This is a genomic window from Enterobacter sp. 118C5 (assembly GCF_034107645.1).
GTDB lineage: Bacteria > Pseudomonadota > Gammaproteobacteria > Enterobacterales > Enterobacteriaceae > Enterobacter > Enterobacter nematophilus.
The window spans coordinates 311,527-326,374 of the sequence record NZ_JAWNEU010000002.1 but is presented as its reverse complement, the minus strand read 5'-3'; the positions used below and the strand labels follow the sequence as shown (position 1 = coordinate 326,374).

Sequence of the window (14,848 nt, the reverse complement as noted above, 5' to 3'; positions counted from 1 at the left end):
TTAATGCGCGACTGGCTGTACGCCGTGCGGTTCGCGTACATGCTTGTACTGGAACAGCACGATAAACGCGAAGAACAGCACCAGCGAGTACGCCGCGAAGATCAGCCACACCGGCTGCCAGTTGGTGATGCCGTTGGTGGTGTACATCTCAACCACTTTACCGCTCACCACGCCGCCCAGAATACAGCCGAAGCCGTTGGTCATCATGAGGAACATACCCTGCGCGCTGGCGCGGATTTCAGGCTTCACCTCTTTTTCCACAAACACCGAACCGGAGATGTTGAAGAAGTCGAAGGCGCAGCCGTAAACAATCATCGACAGCACCAGCAGCACGGTACCGAACGCGCTCGGGTCGCCGTAGGCGAACAGGCCGAAGCGCAGCATCCACGCGGCGATACTGATCAGCATAACGTTCTTGATGCCGTAGCGGCTCAGGAAGAACGGGATGGTCAGGATGAACAGCGTTTCGGAGATCTGCGAGATGGACATCATCACCGACGCGTGCTCAACGATAAAGCTGCCGGCAAACAGCGGATCGTTATCGAAGCTGTGCAGGAAGGTGTTGCCGAACATGTTGGTGATCTGCAGCTCCGCGCCCAGCAGCATGGAGAAGATAAAGAAGATCGCCATGCGTTTGTTTTTGAACAGCGCGAACGCGTCCAGGCCGAGCATGGTGCTCCAGCTCTGGTTTTTCTGCTGGTTAGACACCGGAATGGTTGGCAGCGTCAGGGTGAACAGCGCCAGCAGCACGGAGAGCGCCGCGCCGATGTACAGCTGCATATGGCTCAGCTCGAAGCCCGCGAAGCTCACGCCCCACATCGCCATGATAAAGCCGATGGTGCCCCAGATACGGATTGGCGGGAAATCGGTAACGATATCCAGGCCGGCAGATTTCAGGCGGTAGTAGGAGATGGTGTTGATCAGCCCAAGCGTTGGCATATAGGCCAGCGAGTTAAGCAGGATCACCATAAACATCGCCCCCGGCGTGGTCACTTCGGCCGCCATAAACAGCGTCCCCGCACCCACCAGATGGCAAAGCATGTACAGCCATTTCGCGCTTAACCACTTATCCGCCACGATACCGAGCAGCGTTGGCATAAAGACAGCCGCAATACCCAGCGAGCTGTATACGGCACCGATTGACGCACCGTCGAACTTGAGCGTCACAAACATATAGGAGCCGAGTGTAGTCAGCCAGCTACCCCACAGGCAGAACTGCAGAAACGACAATATTTTAAGCTGCAGCTTAAGGTTCATGTTACTTTCCTCACAAGTGAGCGGGAGATATGTTGTTTTGGGAACATTCAGGGTTGTTATTTGATGCAATTCTATCAGTTGGCAACGATATGTTTTGTTACCTCCCGCAAAAAAATGCAATCCACATTAATTTGCAGTTTGGATTGTGATGCAAATAACATTTTCGTATGGGTGGGGAAAAGCAGAACACCTTCTCCTTGCAGGAGAAGGTGTGTTGATTATCGACGACGATAGTTCTTCTGCGCCGTATTCACCTTGTACAGATAGCGGCGGGATTCCGCAGACGGGTGGCGGGTGGTGAGGGTTGAGTAGACATCCCCCGGCGCCATGCTGTTGATGATGTTCGCGGCCTGCACTTTGTCATTCGAGAACACGCGCAGCACGCTGCCCGCGCCGCCGTTGTAGGCGGTGATTACCGCGTAGCGGCGTGAAGTCGGGTTATCAATTCCGCCAAGATAGACATTGTTCAGCATCGCCAGATAGGCCGTGCCGGTATCAATGTTGCTTTGCGGGTCGAACAGGTAGCTGCGGCTCGGCGTGCCGGATTTGCCCTGCGAGCGGAAGACGTCTTTACCGGCGCTGTGCTGGACAACCTGCATCAGCCCCAGCGCGTCAGAACGGCTGACCGCGTACGGGTTGAACGACGATTCGGTCTGCATAATCGCCAGGATCAGCGACTCATCCACGCCGTACTTACGCGAGGCCTGACGCACCATGCCGAGGTACTTATGCGCACGCTTGTCGAGGTGGTTCGGCACGAGATTAATGGTGACGCTGTAGATAATCTTCAGGCCGTTAGAGCGGCTTTTCAGGCGCGTCTGCAGCAGGTAGTCGGCAAATTTCGTGGCGCGACCTTCCCAACGGATCGGCTGCCCGGTCTGGTCAACTACCTGACCGTACAGGAACGGCTCTTTCGAAATGGTGATGTCGTCCGCATCGGAGTAGAGATCGATAGATCCCGGATCGTCACCCATCAGCAGGGTTTTGACGATCGCCTGACGCAGCCGTGCCGCAGGGTCGGTGCCTGCGATGGTTTCAATGGTGATCGTACCCTCATCAAAGTTGATGTGGCTACGGGTCAGATAGGCGTCGGTGTACTTAACGTAGTCCTTCGGTCCGGCAATAAGAACTTCGTTAAATCCCCATATGTTCTCGATGTTATGGGCAAACTGCCCCATCAAAATGTCAAAACCGTTGGTGTCCTTGACCCAGGCTTCGTTGTATTCATCGCCTTTTTTGGACGAACACGAGACCAGCAACGGCGCAACAAGGGCTAGCGCTAAAAGTTTTTTCATCATTCCGGGAGTGCGTGTTGTGTTTGCTTTAACGGCGGGGTTTCACCCGCACGCTGTTATTTTTCCGGCGGCGTATAGCCTTCGATGTGTACGTCTTTGCCTTCGAACAGGAAGCTCACCATCTCCTGCTCCAGCAGCTTGCGGTGCTCCGGGTTCATCATGCTGAGCTTTTTCTCGTTGATCAGCATGGTCTGCTTTTTCTGCCACTGTCCCCAGGCTTCTTTGGAGATCTCGTTGTAGATGCGCTTACCCAGATCCCCTGGATAAAGCTGGAAATCCTGGCCCTCAGCGTCGCGCTGCAGGAAAGTACAAAAAATGGTTCTGGCCATACGTATTCCTCTTTTTTAGCCGATGCTAAACCATTGCACCGGCACGTAATTGCTGTAACAGGCGCTCCACGGGAGCCGCCAGCCCGACTGATGGCGGTTGCGCTAAGTTATACCAGAGAGCGGTGCCTTCATCCATGCAGGAGGTGAATGAGGACACGGGAAGCCACATAGGCACAATATCCAGATGGAAATGGCTGAAAGTATGGCGGAACGCGTTCAGCTGCGTCAGGGTATCTGCCGCAATGCCGCGCTGTTTAAGCCATTCACGCAGCAAATCTTCATCTTCAAACTGTGGGAAGCAGTATAGACCACCCCACAGGCCGCTCGGCGGGCGCTGGGCAAGGAACACCTCGTCGCCGTGCTGCATCAGCAGCATATAGCCGGTGCGCTCCGGCAGCGTCTGTTTGGGTTTTTTACCTGGATACTGCGCCCATGAATGGTTGGCGTAGGCCACGCAGAGGTTATTCACCGGGCAGAGTTCGCACTTTGGTTTTGAGCGCGTGCAGACCATTGCGCCAAGATCCATCATCGCCTGGTTGAAACGCTCGACGCCTTTCGCCGGGGTGACCGCTTCACTTATTTCCCAAAGACGTTTTTCTACGTCTTTCTTCCCCGGCCAGCCGTCGACGGCATAGCAGCGCGCGAGCACGCGCTTCACGTTGCCGTCGAGGATCGGGAAATGCTTGCCTAAAGACAGGGAGAGAATGGCGCCTGCGGTTGAACGCCCGACGCCGGGTAAGTCCGCCACCTCGTCGAAGGTTTCCGGGAATTTACCGTTATGGCGCGTCGCGACCTGCTGTGCGGCCTTGTGCAGGTTACGCGCGCGGGCGTAATAGCCAAGACCGGTCCACAGGTGCAGCACCTCGTCCAGCGGGGCGTTGGCCAGATCGGTCACCGTCGGGAAGCGCGCCATGAAACGCTCGAAGTAAGGGATCACCGTGGCGACCTGCGTTTGTTGCAACATCACCTCGGAGAGCCATACTTTGTACGGCGTTTTTTCAATTTGCCAGGGCAGGGTTTTACGCCCGTATTTGTCGTACCAGTCCAGCACCTGGGCTGAAAATTGAGAGGCTTGCATGGTCATCGATTCGCATAATCAGGGACGCAGATTGCAGCACAGCGTCAATCTGCTGTAAACCGGATCTTTCCCATGCTTGCATAGAAGCCTTAACTTTGGATAATGCCCGTTTCCCGAACACTCTCACAAGCAGACAACTCTTTTATGAAAAACGACGTCATTTCACCGGAATTTGATGAAAACGGCCGCCCGCTGCGCCGTATTCGCAGCTTTGTCCGTCGTCAGGGCCGCCTGACAAAAGGGCAGCAACACGCGCTGGACAACTACTGGCCGGTGATGGGCGTTGAGTTTAGCGAGCAGCCACTCGACTTTACTGAGCTGTTTGGTCGCGACGCGCCCGTCACGCTGGAGATCGGCTTTGGTATGGGCGCATCGCTGGTGACCATGGCGAAGGCGCGTCCTGAGCAGAACTTCCTCGGCATTGAAGTACACTCGCCGGGCGTGGGCGCCTGTCTCGCAACCGCTCATGAAGAGGGCGTTGAGAACCTGCGCGTGATGTGTCACGACGCGGTGGAAGTGCTGCATAAAATGATTCCTGACAATTCTTTGAACATGGTTCAGCTCTTTTTCCCTGACCCGTGGCACAAAGCGCGTCATAATAAACGCCGTATCGTTCAGGCACCGTTTGCCGAGCTGGTGAAAAGTAAGCTTAAACTGGGCGGCGTCTTCCACATGGCGACCGACTGGGAACCTTATGCGGAACACATGCTGGAAGTGATGTCGTCGCTGGATGGTTATAAAAATCAGTCCGAGAGCAACGACTACGTACCGCGTCCGGAATCGCGTCCGGTAACGAAATTTGAACAGCGTGGCCATCGTCTTGGTCACGGCGTATGGGACTTAATGTTCGAGAGGGTGAAATAATGGCAAAGAATCGTAGCCGTCGTCTGCGTAAAAAGATGCATATCGAAGAATTCCAGGAAGTGGGCTTCTCCGTCGCGTGGCGTTTCCCGGAAGGCACCAGCGTTGAGCAGATCGATCGGGACGTGGATGCGTTCATCAACGAGGTAATCGAGCCGAACAAGCTGGCCTTCGACGGTAGCGGCTATCTGGCGTGGGAAGGTCTGATCTGCACCCAGGAAGTGGGCAAATGCACCGAAGAACATCAGGCGCTGGTTCGCAAATGGCTTGAAGAGCACAAGCTGGAAGATGTCCGCATCAGCGAACTTTTCGACGTTTGGTGGGACTAAGAAAGCAGTAAGCGGGCCAGCATTAGCTGGCCCATTTTGTCTGAGGGAGTGTTTAAAATGCGCAAAACGTTGCTGGCTGTTGCTTTGATGGCAACCGGATTCACCGCCCATGCGGATTATCAATGTAGCGTCACCCCGCGTGATGACGTGGTGTTAAGCCCGCAAACCGTGCAGGTCAAAGGCGAGAACGGCAATCTGGTGATTACGCCGGAAGGGAACGTCACCTTTAACGGCAAACAGTATACCCTGACTGCCGCACAGCGCGAGCAGGCGAAAGATTATCAGGCCGATTTGCGTACCGCGCTGCCATGGATTAACGAAGGTGCCCTGACGCGCGTCGAAAAGAGCCGCGTCGCGCTGGACAAAATCATCACCAAAGAGGTGGGGGAGAGCAGCAACATGCGCTCCCGCCTGACCAGGCTCGACAAGCAGCTCAAAGAGCAGATGAACCGCATTATCGAGACGCGCTCCGACGGCCTGACGTTCCACTACAAGGCGATCGATCAGGTCCGCGCTGACGGCCAGCAGCTGGTGAACCAGGCGATGGGCGGCATCCTGCAGGACAGCATCAACGAGATGGGCGCCAAAGCCGTGCTGAAAGGCGGCGGTAACCCGCTGCAGGGCATGCTGGGCAGCCTGGGCGGCCTGCAGACCTCGATTCAGAACGAGTGGAAGAACCAGGAAGATGATTTCCAGCAGTTCGGCAAAGACGTGTGTAAACGCGTGGTGTCGCTGGAAGATAGCCGGAAGGCGCTGGTGGGGACGCTGAAGTAGCCCTCTGCGCGCTGGGCCCCTCACCCTAACCCTCTCCCCAGAGGGGAGAGGGAATGGTTTTCTCCCTCTCCCTTTCAGGGAGAGGGCCGGGGTGAGGGTTGCAGCGCCTGCAGCGTCTCAAGGATCCTCTCTAACACCGCCTCTTCGTTATCCCAGAGTTCGTTGTTCCAGAAACGAATGACGTACCAGCCCTTTCGATTTAGCCAGAGCGTTCTTTGAAGATCGTATTCCTGATTCTCATCATGCTGTCCGCCATCCAGTTCAACGGCCAGACGAGCCGCGCAGCAGGCGAAATCCAGAATGTAATTACCTAACGGATGCTGTCGACGAAATTTATAATTTTCGAAACGGCGGCTCCGTAGTAAATACCAAAGCCGCCTTTCTTCTTTTGTCAGCTCGCGTCTGAGCTGTTTTGCGTAAGAACGAATAATTTCCATCCCCACACTCTGCCAGCCTTTTTCTCAGCCGGCAGAACGGGATGCAAAATCCTGAATCAGGCTTCAGGAATCTTCAACGAGGAACAGCTCAAGAAGGGAGTTTAAGAACAGCTTGCCGTGCTCGGTGATCTGCCAGTACTCATCACACTCGGTCAGATACCCCTGCGCCAGCGCCTCGTCAATCTGCGGGCGAATCACCGACTCCGCCAGCCCGGTGTACAGCGCAAACTCCGCGCGCGGGGCGGCTTCCAGCAGGCGGAAGCGGTTCATAAAGAACTCAAACGGCTTATCCGCCGCCTCAACGTCGTGCTGACGCTCCAGGTAGCGGCCTTCCATATACCCGCGCGGGTGGCGGGTTTTGGCGGTGCGCAGAATGCGTCCGTCCGGGAAGGTCACCTTGCCGTGCGCGCCGCAGCCAATGCCCAGATAGTCGCCAAAGCGCCAGTAGTTCAGGTTGTGCTGACACTGGTAGCCCGGCTTCGCGTACGCGGACGTTTCATATTGCTGATACCCGGCAGCGGTCAACAGCCTGTGACCCTGCTCGAAGATATCCCACAGCGCATCGTCATCCGGCAGCACCGGCGGGCGGGAGCCAAACAGGGTGTTGGGTTCGATGGTGAGCTGATACCACGACAGGTGCGGCGGGTTCAGTTCAATTGCCTGGCGCAGGTCGTCCAGCGCCTCTTCGAGCGACTGATCCGGCAGGCCGTGCATCAAATCCAGGTTAAAGCTGCGCAGCCCAAGCCCGGTCGCCAGGTTGGCCGCCCGCTTCGCCTCTTCCGGTCCGTGAATACGTCCCAGTCGTTTCAGCTTCGGCTCGCTGAAGCTCTGCACGCCGATGGAGATGCGGTTCACGCCCGCGCGCTGATACTCAACAAAACGGTCGGCCTCAACGGTGCCGGGGTTGGCTTCCATCGTAATTTCCGCATCCGCCGCCAGGTTCAGGCGCGCGCGCACGCCGTCCAGCAGCGTCTGCATTGCCGGGCCGGAAAGCAGGCTCGGCGTACCGCCACCAATGAAAATGGTCTTAACTTCACGTCCCTGTGCGTAAGCTACATCGGCATCCAGGTCGGCCAGCAGATGCGCAACGTAGTCATCGTGCGGCACTTCGCCCTTCAGCGCGTGCGAGTTGAAATCGCAGTACGGGCATTTCTGCACGCACCAGGGGATGTGAATATAAAGACTCAGAGGCGGCAAATTAGCCATTACGCAATGCTTCCAGTAACAGTTTCAGCGCGCGTCCACGGTGGGAAATCGCGCTTTTCTCTTCGCGGGTCAGTTCCGCAGCGGTTTTGCCCTCGGTCGGGACAAAGAAAATTGGGTCGTAGCCAAAGCCACCGCTGCCAGCCGCTTCACGGGTAATCACGCCCGGCCAGCTGCCGTGGCAGACGACAGGCGTTGGGTCTTCCGCGTGGCGCATATAGACCAGCACGCAGTGGAACTGCGCGGTGCGCTGTTCGTCCGGCACGTCTTTCAGGGCCACAAGCAGCTTTTCCAGATTCTGCTGGTCGGTGGCGTCCACGCCGGAATAGCGCGCGGAGTAAATTCCCGGCGCGCCGCCGAGGAAATCGACGGCCAGACCGGAGTCGTCGGCAATCGCGGGCAGGCCGGTTACCTGCGCCGCATGGCGCGCTTTCAGGATGGCGTTTTCGATAAACGTCAGCCCCGTCTCTTCGGCGGACTCCACGCCCAGCTCGGTCTGAGCCACCACGTCCAGCCCAAAATCATTTAACAGCGAGGCCAGCTCGCGCACTTTACCGGCGTTACCGGTCGCGAGAACAACTTTTTGCATGGTTTAGTCCTGTTCTGTCAGAGCCGCGACTTCCGTCGGGATAGATTGCGGATTAAGGATTTTTACCTGTTTATGCCGCCCAAGTTCACCTTTTTCAATGATGACCTGGCTTTTGGCGACGCGAAACTGTTTTGCCAGATATTTGGTCAGATGCGCGTTCGCCTGGCCATCGACCGGCGGGGCGGTGATGGCGACCTTTAGCTCGTCGCCATGCAGCCCAACAATACCGTCACGGCTGGCTTTTGGCTGAATATACAGCCGTAAAACCAGCCCGTCGGCGCAGGTGCTTACTGCACTCATAGCGCCATCCACAGCCCCGGCAGCAGCATATCGCCCGTAGACTGGAGCAGCTCGGCGATCCCCATGTTGATTACATAGAGCAGCAGAACCAGAATCATCGGGGAGAAGTCGATGCCGCCCATGGACGGAAGCAGGTTCCGGATCGGACGCAGCAGCGGCTCGGCCAGCTGAATTAAGGCGTACTCCACCGGGCTACGCCCCTGGCTCACCCAGCTCATGATCGCCATCACCAGCAGCACCCAGAAGATCAGCAAACCGACGGTTTTGATCAGAATCAGGATGGCGGCAATCCAAATGATCGGCTGGAAGGTGATGACCATAAACAGCACGATGGCTTTGAGCACGCTCAGAATAAACGCCACCAGCAGCGAAGCGCTGTCGATGGGCCCCATGGCCGGAATAATGCGGCGCAGCGGTCCGACAACAGGTTGCGTGATTTTCACGACAAACTGGGAGAACGGATTGTAAAAGTCACAGCGGGCCCACTGCATCCAGACGCGCAGCAAAAGCGCCATCGTGTACAGCTCAATGACCGTTGAGAGCAGGAAAGTCAACGTCTTCATGGCGTTCCTCAGGTTTCCTTATTATTTGGTGTAGTCGCGCGCACCGAAAATGGCTGTGCCGATGCGCACCATAGTGCTGCCTGCCGCGATGGCGGCTTCCATATCATCCGACATGCCCAGTGAAAGCGTGTCTACCGTTTCATAGCGCGCTTTAAGCGCCTCAAATGCTACAGCCATTTGCTGTGCCACGGCAAACTGCCTTTCATAACTTGACTCAGGTGCTGGGATTGCCATCAGCCCGCGCAGGGTTAAGCGCGGCAGGGCGGCCACCTCTGCCGCCAGCGCATCCAGCTCGCTCAGCGCGATGCCGGACTTGCTGTTTTCATCGCTGATATTGATTTGAATCAGCACGTTAAGCGCGGGCATCTCTGCCGGGCGCTGGTCGCTCAGGCGCGTGGCAATGCGCAGACGGTCAACGGTATGGCACCAGTCGAAGTGCTCTGCCACCAGACGGCTTTTGTTCGACTGCAGCGGACCAATAAAGTGCCATTGCAGATCGGACGTCCCCTGCTCCTGGAAGTAGCGAATTTTATCCACGCCTTCCTGCACGTAGTTTTCGCCAAACGCCCGGTGAGCTGCAGCAATGGCTTCTGCGATGGCGCTCGCAGGCTTGGTTTTACTGACTGCAAGTAGCGTAATTTCTTCTGAAGCACGGCCGCAACGCGTTGCAGCGGCTGAGATTTTGTCCCGGACCTGTGCCAGGTTATGCGCAATGTCGTTCATTTTCCGAGGAGTAGTCTATGGATGTGGAAGAAATTGTGGCCCTTAGTGTAAAGCATAACGTCTCCGATCTACACCTGTGCAGTGATTCACCACCCCGCTGGCGCAGATTAGGCCGCCTTGAGCCGGCGCCGTTTCCGCCGCCCGATGTCGGGGCGTTATTGAAAGCGTGGCTCAACGACGAGCAGCAGGGAGCCTGGTGGGCAAGCGGGCAGGTCGATTTTGCCGTGACCGTCGCAGGAGACCAGCGTCTGCGCGGCAGTGCGTTTAAGCAGATGAAGGGCATCTCCGTTACCCTGCGGCTGTTGCCGCGCACCTGTCCGCAGCTCTCGTCGCTGGGCGTGCCGCGCGCCATTCCCGAACTGTTGTCCAGCGACAACGGGTTGATTCTGGTCACGGGCGCGACCGGCAGCGGCAAATCCACCACGCTGGCCGCAATGGTCGATTTTCTCAACCGCCATACTGACGGCCATATCCTCACCCTCGAAGATCCGGTGGAGTTTATGTACCAGAGTGAACGTTGCCTGATTCAGCAGCGGGAGATAGGCCAGCATAGCCCGTCATTTGCAGAGGCGCTGCGCAGTGCCTTACGCGAGGACCCGGACGTTATTTTGCTGGGCGAGCTGCGCGACAGCGAAACGATCCGCCTGGCGCTGACGGCGGCGGAGACCGGGCATCTGGTGCTGGCGACGCTGCATACGCGCGGGGCAGCACAGGCGATTGAACGGCTGGTCGATACGTTCCCGGCGCAGGAGAAAGATCCGGTGCGTAACCAGCTGGCCGGCAGCCTGCGGGCGGTGCTGGCGCAAAAGCTGCTTCCCGATCTTCAGGGCGGGCGCGTCGCGCTGTATGAGCTGCTGGTAAACACCGCGGCGGCGGCGAATCTGATTCGTGAGGGAAAGACGTGGCAGCTGCCCGGCATCATTCAAACCGGTCAGCAGGCGGGAATGCAGAACTTTGACCAGAGCCTGGCGGAGAGACGGGCGCAGGGGCGGCTGTAGGCCCCTGCGTTTAAAAGCCCTGTTCGAAATAGCTTTCGAGGATGATGACGGCTGAAGCGGAGTCCACGCTGCCTTTGTTGAGCGCCCGAAAGCCGCCGTGCTCAAACAGGCCTGCACGCGCTTCGACGGTGCTGAGACGCTCGTCATGAAGCTTCACGGAGACGCCAAAGCGGCCATGGATTTTATTGGCGAACTTACGCGCCCGGGCGGTCAGCGGCTGTTCCGTGCCGTCCATGTTCAGCGGTAGCCCAACGATGACGTCATCCGGCTGCCACTCTTTGAGCAAGCGCTCGATAAGATTCCAGTCTGGCGTGCCGTCGTTAGCCTTCAGGGCCGTGAGCGGACGCGCAGTACCGGTGATGCGCTGACCCACGGCGACGCCGATGCTTTTAGTGCCAAAATCGAAAGCCAGCAGTGTTCCGCTCATCAGGCGTGCCCCGCTACGCCAGGCATCGTCAGGATATCGATGCCAATCAGCTTTGCCGCGTCACGCCAGCGATCGGCAATCGGGGTTTTAAACAGAATATTCATGTCCGCAGGCGCGGTAAGCCAGGCGTTATCGAGGATCTCTTGCTCAAGTTGGCCTTTCTCCCACGACGAATAGCCCAGCGCCACCAGCACTTCGGAAGGCTGCTCAGCGGTGCCCAGCGTTTCAAGCACGTCGCGCGAGGTGGTGATCACGGTGTTGTCGGAGATGCGAATGCTGGAAGAGAATACCGGCGGGGTATGGAGGATAAAGCCGCGATCTTCGGCAAGAGGACCACCCAGCATCACCGGTTTATCAAGCCGAATTTCCGGCAGGCGCGCTTCAGCCGAGATTTTCAGCTTGTCCAGAATCCCTTCAACCTGCAGGTTTTCCAGCGGTTTGTTGATGATAATACCCATCGCGCCGTCTTCATTGTATTCACAAATATAAACCACGGCGCGGCGAAAAATCGGATCCTGGAGAGCAGGCATGGCAATAAGAAAGTGATGCTGTAAATTCATTGTCAGAGGTACTGTTTCCTGGTTTAAAAAGCGACAGCGCCCAGTATGGGGATAAACACAGGCGCTGTCACAGGTTATTTCTGTAAACGTTTTTCTATGGCGTCCATCAGCATTCCGGTGATCGAGATCGGGAACTCGGCTTCAATTTCGCGAATGCAGGTTGGGCTGGTGACGTTCACTTCAGTCAGGCGATCGCCGATGATATCCAGGCCAACGAAGATCAGGCCTTTGGCTTTCAGCGTAGGGCCAACGCGGCGGGCAATTTCCCAGTCGCTTTCGGTCAGCGGACGGGGTTCACCACGACCGCCTGCCGCCAGGTTACCGCGGGTTTCACCACCCTGCGGGATACGCGCCAGGCAGTAAGGCACCGGCTCGCCGTCCACGACCAGCACGCGCTTATCGCCATCTTTAATGGCTGGCAGATAGTTCTGCGCCATGCAGTAGCGGGTGCCCAGCTCGGTCAGCGTTTCGGCAATCACGCCGATGTTCGGGTCGCCTTCCTTCACGCGGAAAATAGACGCGCCGCCCATGCCGTCCAGCGGCTTCATGATGATGTCGCCGTGCTTCTGCCAGAACTCCTTCAGCTGCGCTTTGCTGCGGGTCACCAGCGTTTCCGGCGTCAGGTCAGAGAACCAGGCGGTGTAAAGCTTCTCGTTGCAGTCGCGCAGGCTCTGCGGCTTGTTGACAATAAGCGTCCCTTTCTCTTCGGCACGCTCAAGGATGTAGGTGCTATAGATATATTCGGTGTCGAACGGCGGGTCTTTACGCATCAGGATAACGTTGAGGTCGGCCAGGGCAATGTCCTGCTCGGTGCCGAATTCGTACCATTTGTCGTAGTTCTGCTCGACGTTAACGATGCGGGTGCGTGCGCGGGCTTCACCGTTGATCAGATAAAGATCGTTCATCTCCATATAGTGGAGTTCATAGCCGCGACGCTGCGCTTCCAGCAGCATAGCGAAGCTGGAATCTTTCTTGATGTTAATGTTTGCGATGGGGTCCATCACGATGCCGAGCTTTATCATGTTCTTCTCCGTTAATACTTCAACCCAGGTCGCCAAACCGTACCTGTAGCGCGGTTATGGCCGTGAGTGCCGTTGTCTCAGTGCGCAGAACGCGAGGTCCCAACAGAATATCAGTAAACTGGTAGCGCGCCGTCATCGCAATTTCGTCCGCCGACAGGCCGCCTTCGGGTCCAATCAGGAGGCGTACGCGCTCAACGGGCAGCGGCAGCGTATTGATGCTGGCGCTGGCGCGCGGATGAAGATTGAGCTTCAGCCCGCTATCCTCTTCCGCACACCAGTCTTCCAGATCCATCGCCGGGCGGATCTCCGGGATCCGGTTGCGGCCGCTCTGTTCACAGGCAGCAATGGCGATTTTCTGCCACTGCTGGATCTTTTTGTTCAGACGTTCAGCATCCAGTTTAACGCCGCAGCGCTCGGAAAAAAGTGGCGTAATGAGGCTTACACCCAGCTCAATGGATTTTTGAATAGTGAACTCCATCTTTTCCCCGCGCGACATCACCTGCCCAAGGTGGATGTGCAGCGGCGATTCACGGTCGTCCACTTCGCCGCGCAAGACGTTTACATGCACGCTTTTTTTATCCGCCCGCGTGATTTCCGCGTCGAAAACCTGATTAGAGCCGTCGAACAGCTGTATTGCCTGGCCTGCTCCCATGCGCAGCACGCGGCCAACGTGGTTAGCGGCGTCGTCAGACAGGGCGATCTCACGGCCTGCGGTAATCAGTTCAGGGTGGTAAATGCGGGGAATGCGCATAGTCAAAAATTCCATATGTCATGCGGTATAAGCGAATTGCCGTAGTGTAGGTTAGCTCTTTTGCGCCTGGCAAGCCCGCTGGACGTACGGGTTATGATTCCCCTGGACTCTGGCAATGCGTTCGTCGCGCTGGCACTCCCATTCCGTCACCGGATACTGCTTATCCCAGGCATTGAACAGCTGCGTCTGCTGGCGCGAAAGGTTGAGGTCATAACGGTCACGCATGTAGAAGTAGGTGCGGGCGATGCTGCCGCGCGCGCGGGCAGGGGGCTCGGCGACTTTCTCCTTAAAATCCACCTTCATGCCGCACTGGCCGTACTGGCCTTCGCCACCGTTCCACTGGCTGTACATGAAGTTGCCGCGGTCGCCGTTCACTTCACCAACCGCAGGCTGCAGGTTGTGCATATCGCTTTCCATCTGGCGATATACCGGATCTTTGGCGCAGTTTTTACGTCCGCCGTCCTGCCAGCACTGGCGCTGGTGGCCAAACTGCCAGGCCGGAACGACATGCTCCCATTCGATGCGGCTGGCGCGGTTTTCGTTTTTACGCACCTTATAGCCGCATGACTCAAGGTCAACGACCCCTTTTTTGCCCTGCCAGTTAATTTTGCAGCCGCAGTAGAAATCGCCCGGCACATCGGCGTTCACCTTCACGCCTGCTGCCTTGGCCTGGGAAAAACTGTTGATACCGTCGGCCAGGGCCTGGCCGGAAAGCGCCGTCGTCAGAAAAGCGACCGCGAGAGAGAAATTACGGGACATCTTACACTCCGTGTCAAAACGAGCCCGCAACGTAACGAATGTTGTTCCCGTATGCAATCAGTCAGATCAGGAAAGTTCCTGAAAGTTCAGGATATTACTCAGCGACCAGCGGTTCGCCGCATTTGACGCAGCGGTAGGTTGCCTCGCCGCGCACCACGCGGTTATGGCGGCGGACGGTAAGCTGGTGCTGCTGGCACCGGCAGCGGTAGGGGAAGGTATTGCGGCGCACCGATTCCAGCTCGAACTGATGGGTGCGGCGGGCCGGAACGCCGAGCACCGCCTCCATCATCCACTTCCACTCTTTTCCGTGCGGCGCGACGCGTCCGAAGTGCTTCCACACAAGAAGGTGCGCCAGCTCGTGCGGCACCACTTCTTCAATAAACGCCTGCTGGTTTTCCATCATCAGCACCGGATTAAGGCGGATCTCGTATGATTCCAGCCAGGCGGTGCCGGCCGCGGTGCCGCGCTGCTGATAGACCAGCTTCGGTTCAGGATAGTTGCGGCCGAGCTTCAGGTTGGCCTGGGCGAGTTTTTCCCGCAGGCTGCGCATAACGGCTTGCTGAATGGCGATAGGGAGACGGGGAGCTTTCATA

20 protein-coding genes are annotated in these 14,848 nt (G+C 57.2%); 4 read left to right on the top strand and 16 right to left on the bottom strand.

Annotated features, from left to right (window positions below; genetic code table 11):
• The 4 genes from UTO39_RS06805 to mutY form a co-directional block, all read right to left on the bottom strand.
• Entirely contained in the window at positions 1 to 1,257 is a 1,257-nt protein-coding gene (locus tag UTO39_RS06805) for a nucleoside permease (RefSeq protein WP_061097098.1), read from the bottom strand.
• A gap of 218 nt (positions 1,258 to 1,475) precedes the next feature.
• On the bottom strand, positions 1,476 to 2,552 hold the full coding sequence (gene mltC / locus UTO39_RS06800) for a membrane-bound lytic murein transglycosylase MltC (protein ID WP_061097099.1): 1,077 nt from the start codon (positions 2,550 to 2,552) through the stop codon (positions 1,476 to 1,478).
• A gap of 56 nt (positions 2,553 to 2,608) precedes the next feature.
• The gene (locus UTO39_RS06795) at positions 2,609 to 2,881 is read right to left on the bottom strand and encodes an oxidative damage protection protein (RefSeq protein WP_023309138.1); all 273 of its coding nucleotides are present in this window, start codon (positions 2,879 to 2,881) and stop codon (positions 2,609 to 2,611) included.
• A 25-nt stretch (positions 2,882 to 2,906) separates the two neighbouring features.
• Positions 2,907 to 3,959 carry an A/G-specific adenine glycosylase gene (gene mutY, locus UTO39_RS06790; protein ID WP_192845922.1) on the bottom strand — a complete coding sequence of 351 codons (1,053 nt, stop codon included), beginning with the start codon at positions 3,957 to 3,959 and terminating at the stop codon, positions 2,907 to 2,909.
• A 144-nt stretch (positions 3,960 to 4,103) separates the two neighbouring features.
• Here mutY and trmB point away from each other — a divergent pair, with 144 nt between their 5' ends.
• Genes trmB through UTO39_RS06775 form a run of 3 tightly spaced genes read left to right on the top strand, consistent with a single transcriptional unit; the run spans position 4,104 to position 5,923 of the window.
• On the top strand, positions 4,104 to 4,823 hold the full coding sequence (trmB, locus tag UTO39_RS06785) for a tRNA (guanosine(46)-N7)-methyltransferase TrmB (RefSeq protein WP_248113525.1): 720 nt from the start codon (positions 4,104 to 4,106) through the stop codon (positions 4,821 to 4,823).
• Positions 4,823 to 5,149: a YggL family protein gene (locus tag UTO39_RS06780; protein ID WP_151412639.1), complete on the top strand. Its 327-nt coding sequence runs from the start codon at positions 4,823 to 4,825 to the stop codon at positions 5,147 to 5,149. Before trmB ends, UTO39_RS06780 begins: the two co-directional genes overlap by 1 nt.
• 57 nt (positions 5,150 to 5,206) lie before the next feature.
• Positions 5,207 to 5,923 carry a DUF2884 domain-containing protein gene (locus UTO39_RS06775; protein WP_320726788.1) on the top strand — a complete coding sequence of 239 codons (717 nt, stop codon included), beginning with the start codon at positions 5,207 to 5,209 and terminating at the stop codon, positions 5,921 to 5,923.
• 74 nt (positions 5,924 to 5,997) lie between these two features.
• Here UTO39_RS06775 and UTO39_RS06770 read toward each other — a convergent pair whose 3' ends face one another.
• The 6 genes from UTO39_RS06770 to UTO39_RS06745 all read right to left on the bottom strand — a co-directional run bounded on the left by UTO39_RS06770 (position 5,998) and on the right by UTO39_RS06745 (position 9,738).
• Positions 5,998 to 6,360: an endonuclease domain-containing protein gene (locus tag UTO39_RS06770; RefSeq protein WP_320726787.1), complete on the bottom strand. Its 363-nt coding sequence runs from the start codon at positions 6,358 to 6,360 to the stop codon at positions 5,998 to 6,000.
• Between the two features lie 63 nt (positions 6,361 to 6,423).
• Positions 6,424 to 7,566, bottom strand: coding sequence for a radical SAM family heme chaperone HemW (gene hemW / locus UTO39_RS06765; RefSeq protein WP_320726786.1), 1,143 nt, complete (start codon positions 7,564 to 7,566; stop codon positions 6,424 to 6,426).
• On the bottom strand, positions 7,559 to 8,152 hold the full coding sequence (locus UTO39_RS06760) for an XTP/dITP diphosphatase (RefSeq protein ID WP_266179078.1): 594 nt from the start codon (positions 8,150 to 8,152) through the stop codon (positions 7,559 to 7,561). Before UTO39_RS06760 ends, hemW begins: the two co-directional genes overlap by 8 nt.
• 3 nt (positions 8,153 to 8,155) lie before the next feature.
• Complete coding sequence (gene yggU / locus UTO39_RS06755; protein ID WP_008499758.1) at positions 8,156 to 8,452, bottom strand: DUF167 family protein YggU; 297 nt, start codon at positions 8,450 to 8,452, stop codon at positions 8,156 to 8,158.
• Positions 8,449 to 9,015, bottom strand: a complete 567-nt coding sequence (locus UTO39_RS06750; protein WP_320726785.1) for a YggT family protein — start codon at positions 9,013 to 9,015, stop codon at positions 8,449 to 8,451. The genes yggU and UTO39_RS06750 overlap by 4 nt, the downstream gene beginning before the upstream one ends.
• Before the next feature lie 21 nt (positions 9,016 to 9,036).
• Positions 9,037 to 9,738: a YggS family pyridoxal phosphate-dependent enzyme gene (locus tag UTO39_RS06745; protein ID WP_320726784.1), complete on the bottom strand. Its 702-nt coding sequence runs from the start codon at positions 9,736 to 9,738 to the stop codon at positions 9,037 to 9,039.
• Between the two features lie 17 nt (positions 9,739 to 9,755).
• Between UTO39_RS06745 and UTO39_RS06740 the strand changes: the two genes are divergently transcribed.
• Positions 9,756 to 10,736 (top strand): type IV pilus twitching motility protein PilT, encoded by a 981-nt coding sequence (locus tag UTO39_RS06740; RefSeq protein ID WP_061097107.1) that lies wholly within the window; start codon positions 9,756 to 9,758, stop codon positions 10,734 to 10,736.
• Between the two features lie 10 nt (positions 10,737 to 10,746).
• On the opposite strand, the gene ruvX is transcribed toward UTO39_RS06740, so the two are convergent.
• The 6 genes from ruvX to UTO39_RS06710 form a co-directional block, all read right to left on the bottom strand.
• Positions 10,747 to 11,163 carry a Holliday junction resolvase RuvX gene (gene ruvX, locus UTO39_RS06735; protein ID WP_021242076.1) on the bottom strand — a complete coding sequence of 139 codons (417 nt, stop codon included), beginning with the start codon at positions 11,161 to 11,163 and terminating at the stop codon, positions 10,747 to 10,749.
• A complete protein-coding gene (locus UTO39_RS06730; protein WP_028014368.1) occupies positions 11,163 to 11,723 on the bottom strand; it encodes a YqgE/AlgH family protein in 561 nt (186 codons plus the stop codon). The genes ruvX and UTO39_RS06730 overlap by 1 nt, the downstream gene beginning before the upstream one ends.
• Before the next feature lie 74 nt (positions 11,724 to 11,797).
• Positions 11,798 to 12,745: a glutathione synthase gene (gene gshB, locus UTO39_RS06725; protein ID WP_023331278.1), complete on the bottom strand. Its 948-nt coding sequence runs from the start codon at positions 12,743 to 12,745 to the stop codon at positions 11,798 to 11,800.
• Between the two features lie 19 nt (positions 12,746 to 12,764).
• Positions 12,765 to 13,496: a 16S rRNA (uracil(1498)-N(3))-methyltransferase gene (gene rsmE, locus UTO39_RS06720; protein ID WP_041908327.1), complete on the bottom strand. Its 732-nt coding sequence runs from the start codon at positions 13,494 to 13,496 to the stop codon at positions 12,765 to 12,767.
• A 51-nt stretch (positions 13,497 to 13,547) separates the two neighbouring features.
• A complete protein-coding gene (gene endA, locus UTO39_RS06715) occupies positions 13,548 to 14,255 on the bottom strand; it encodes a deoxyribonuclease I (protein ID WP_061097109.1) in 708 nt (235 codons plus the stop codon).
• Between the two features lie 94 nt (positions 14,256 to 14,349).
• Positions 14,350 to 14,847, bottom strand: coding sequence for a SprT family zinc-dependent metalloprotease (locus UTO39_RS06710; protein WP_061097110.1), 498 nt, complete (start codon positions 14,845 to 14,847; stop codon positions 14,350 to 14,352).
• Position 14,848 lies beyond the last annotated feature (1 nt).

Coding starts and splice junctions, on each gene's coding strand:
- UTO39_RS06730 (WP_028014368.1), bottom strand. CDS start 11,723: ATGAATTTACAGCATCACTTTCTTATTGCCATGCCTGCTCTCCAGGAT.
- UTO39_RS06740 (WP_061097107.1), top strand. CDS start 9,756: ATGGATGTGGAAGAAATTGTGGCCCTTAGTGTAAAGCATAACGTCTCC.
- rsmE (WP_041908327.1), bottom strand. CDS start 13,496: ATGCGCATTCCCCGCATTTACCACCCTGAACTGATTACCGCAGGCCGT.
- yggU (WP_008499758.1), bottom strand. CDS start 8,452: ATGAGTGCAGTAAGCACCTGCGCCGACGGGCTGGTTTTACGGCTGTAT.
- ruvX (WP_021242076.1), bottom strand. CDS start 11,163: ATGAGCGGAACACTGCTGGCTTTCGATTTTGGCACTAAAAGCATCGGC.
- UTO39_RS06775 (WP_320726788.1), top strand. CDS start 5,207: ATGCGCAAAACGTTGCTGGCTGTTGCTTTGATGGCAACCGGATTCACC.
- gshB (WP_023331278.1), bottom strand. CDS start 12,745: ATGATAAAGCTCGGCATCGTGATGGACCCCATCGCAAACATTAACATC.
- UTO39_RS06710 (WP_061097110.1), bottom strand. CDS start 14,847: ATGAAAGCTCCCCGTCTCCCTATCGCCATTCAGCAAGCCGTTATGCGC.
- UTO39_RS06795 (WP_023309138.1), bottom strand. CDS start 2,881: ATGGCCAGAACCATTTTTTGTACTTTCCTGCAGCGCGACGCTGAGGGC.
- mutY (WP_192845922.1), bottom strand. CDS start 3,959: ATGCAAGCCTCTCAATTTTCAGCCCAGGTGCTGGACTGGTACGACAAA.
- UTO39_RS06745 (WP_320726784.1), bottom strand. CDS start 9,738: ATGAACGACATTGCGCATAACCTGGCACAGGTCCGGGACAAAATCTCA.
- trmB (WP_248113525.1), top strand. CDS start 4,104: ATGAAAAACGACGTCATTTCACCGGAATTTGATGAAAACGGCCGCCCG.
- UTO39_RS06760 (WP_266179078.1), bottom strand. CDS start 8,152: ATGCAAAAAGTTGTTCTCGCGACCGGTAACGCCGGTAAAGTGCGCGAG.
- hemW (WP_320726786.1), bottom strand. CDS start 7,566: ATGGCTAATTTGCCGCCTCTGAGTCTTTATATTCACATCCCCTGGTGC.
- UTO39_RS06750 (WP_320726785.1), bottom strand. CDS start 9,015: ATGAAGACGTTGACTTTCCTGCTCTCAACGGTCATTGAGCTGTACACG.
- UTO39_RS06770 (WP_320726787.1), bottom strand. CDS start 6,360: ATGGAAATTATTCGTTCTTACGCAAAACAGCTCAGACGCGAGCTGACA.
- endA (WP_061097109.1), bottom strand. CDS start 14,255: ATGTCCCGTAATTTCTCTCTCGCGGTCGCTTTTCTGACGACGGCGCTT.
- UTO39_RS06805 (WP_061097098.1), bottom strand. CDS start 1,257: ATGAACCTTAAGCTGCAGCTTAAAATATTGTCGTTTCTGCAGTTCTGC.
- UTO39_RS06780 (WP_151412639.1), top strand. CDS start 4,823: ATGGCAAAGAATCGTAGCCGTCGTCTGCGTAAAAAGATGCATATCGAA.
- mltC (WP_061097099.1), bottom strand. CDS start 2,552: ATGAAAAAACTTTTAGCGCTAGCCCTTGTTGCGCCGTTGCTGGTCTCG.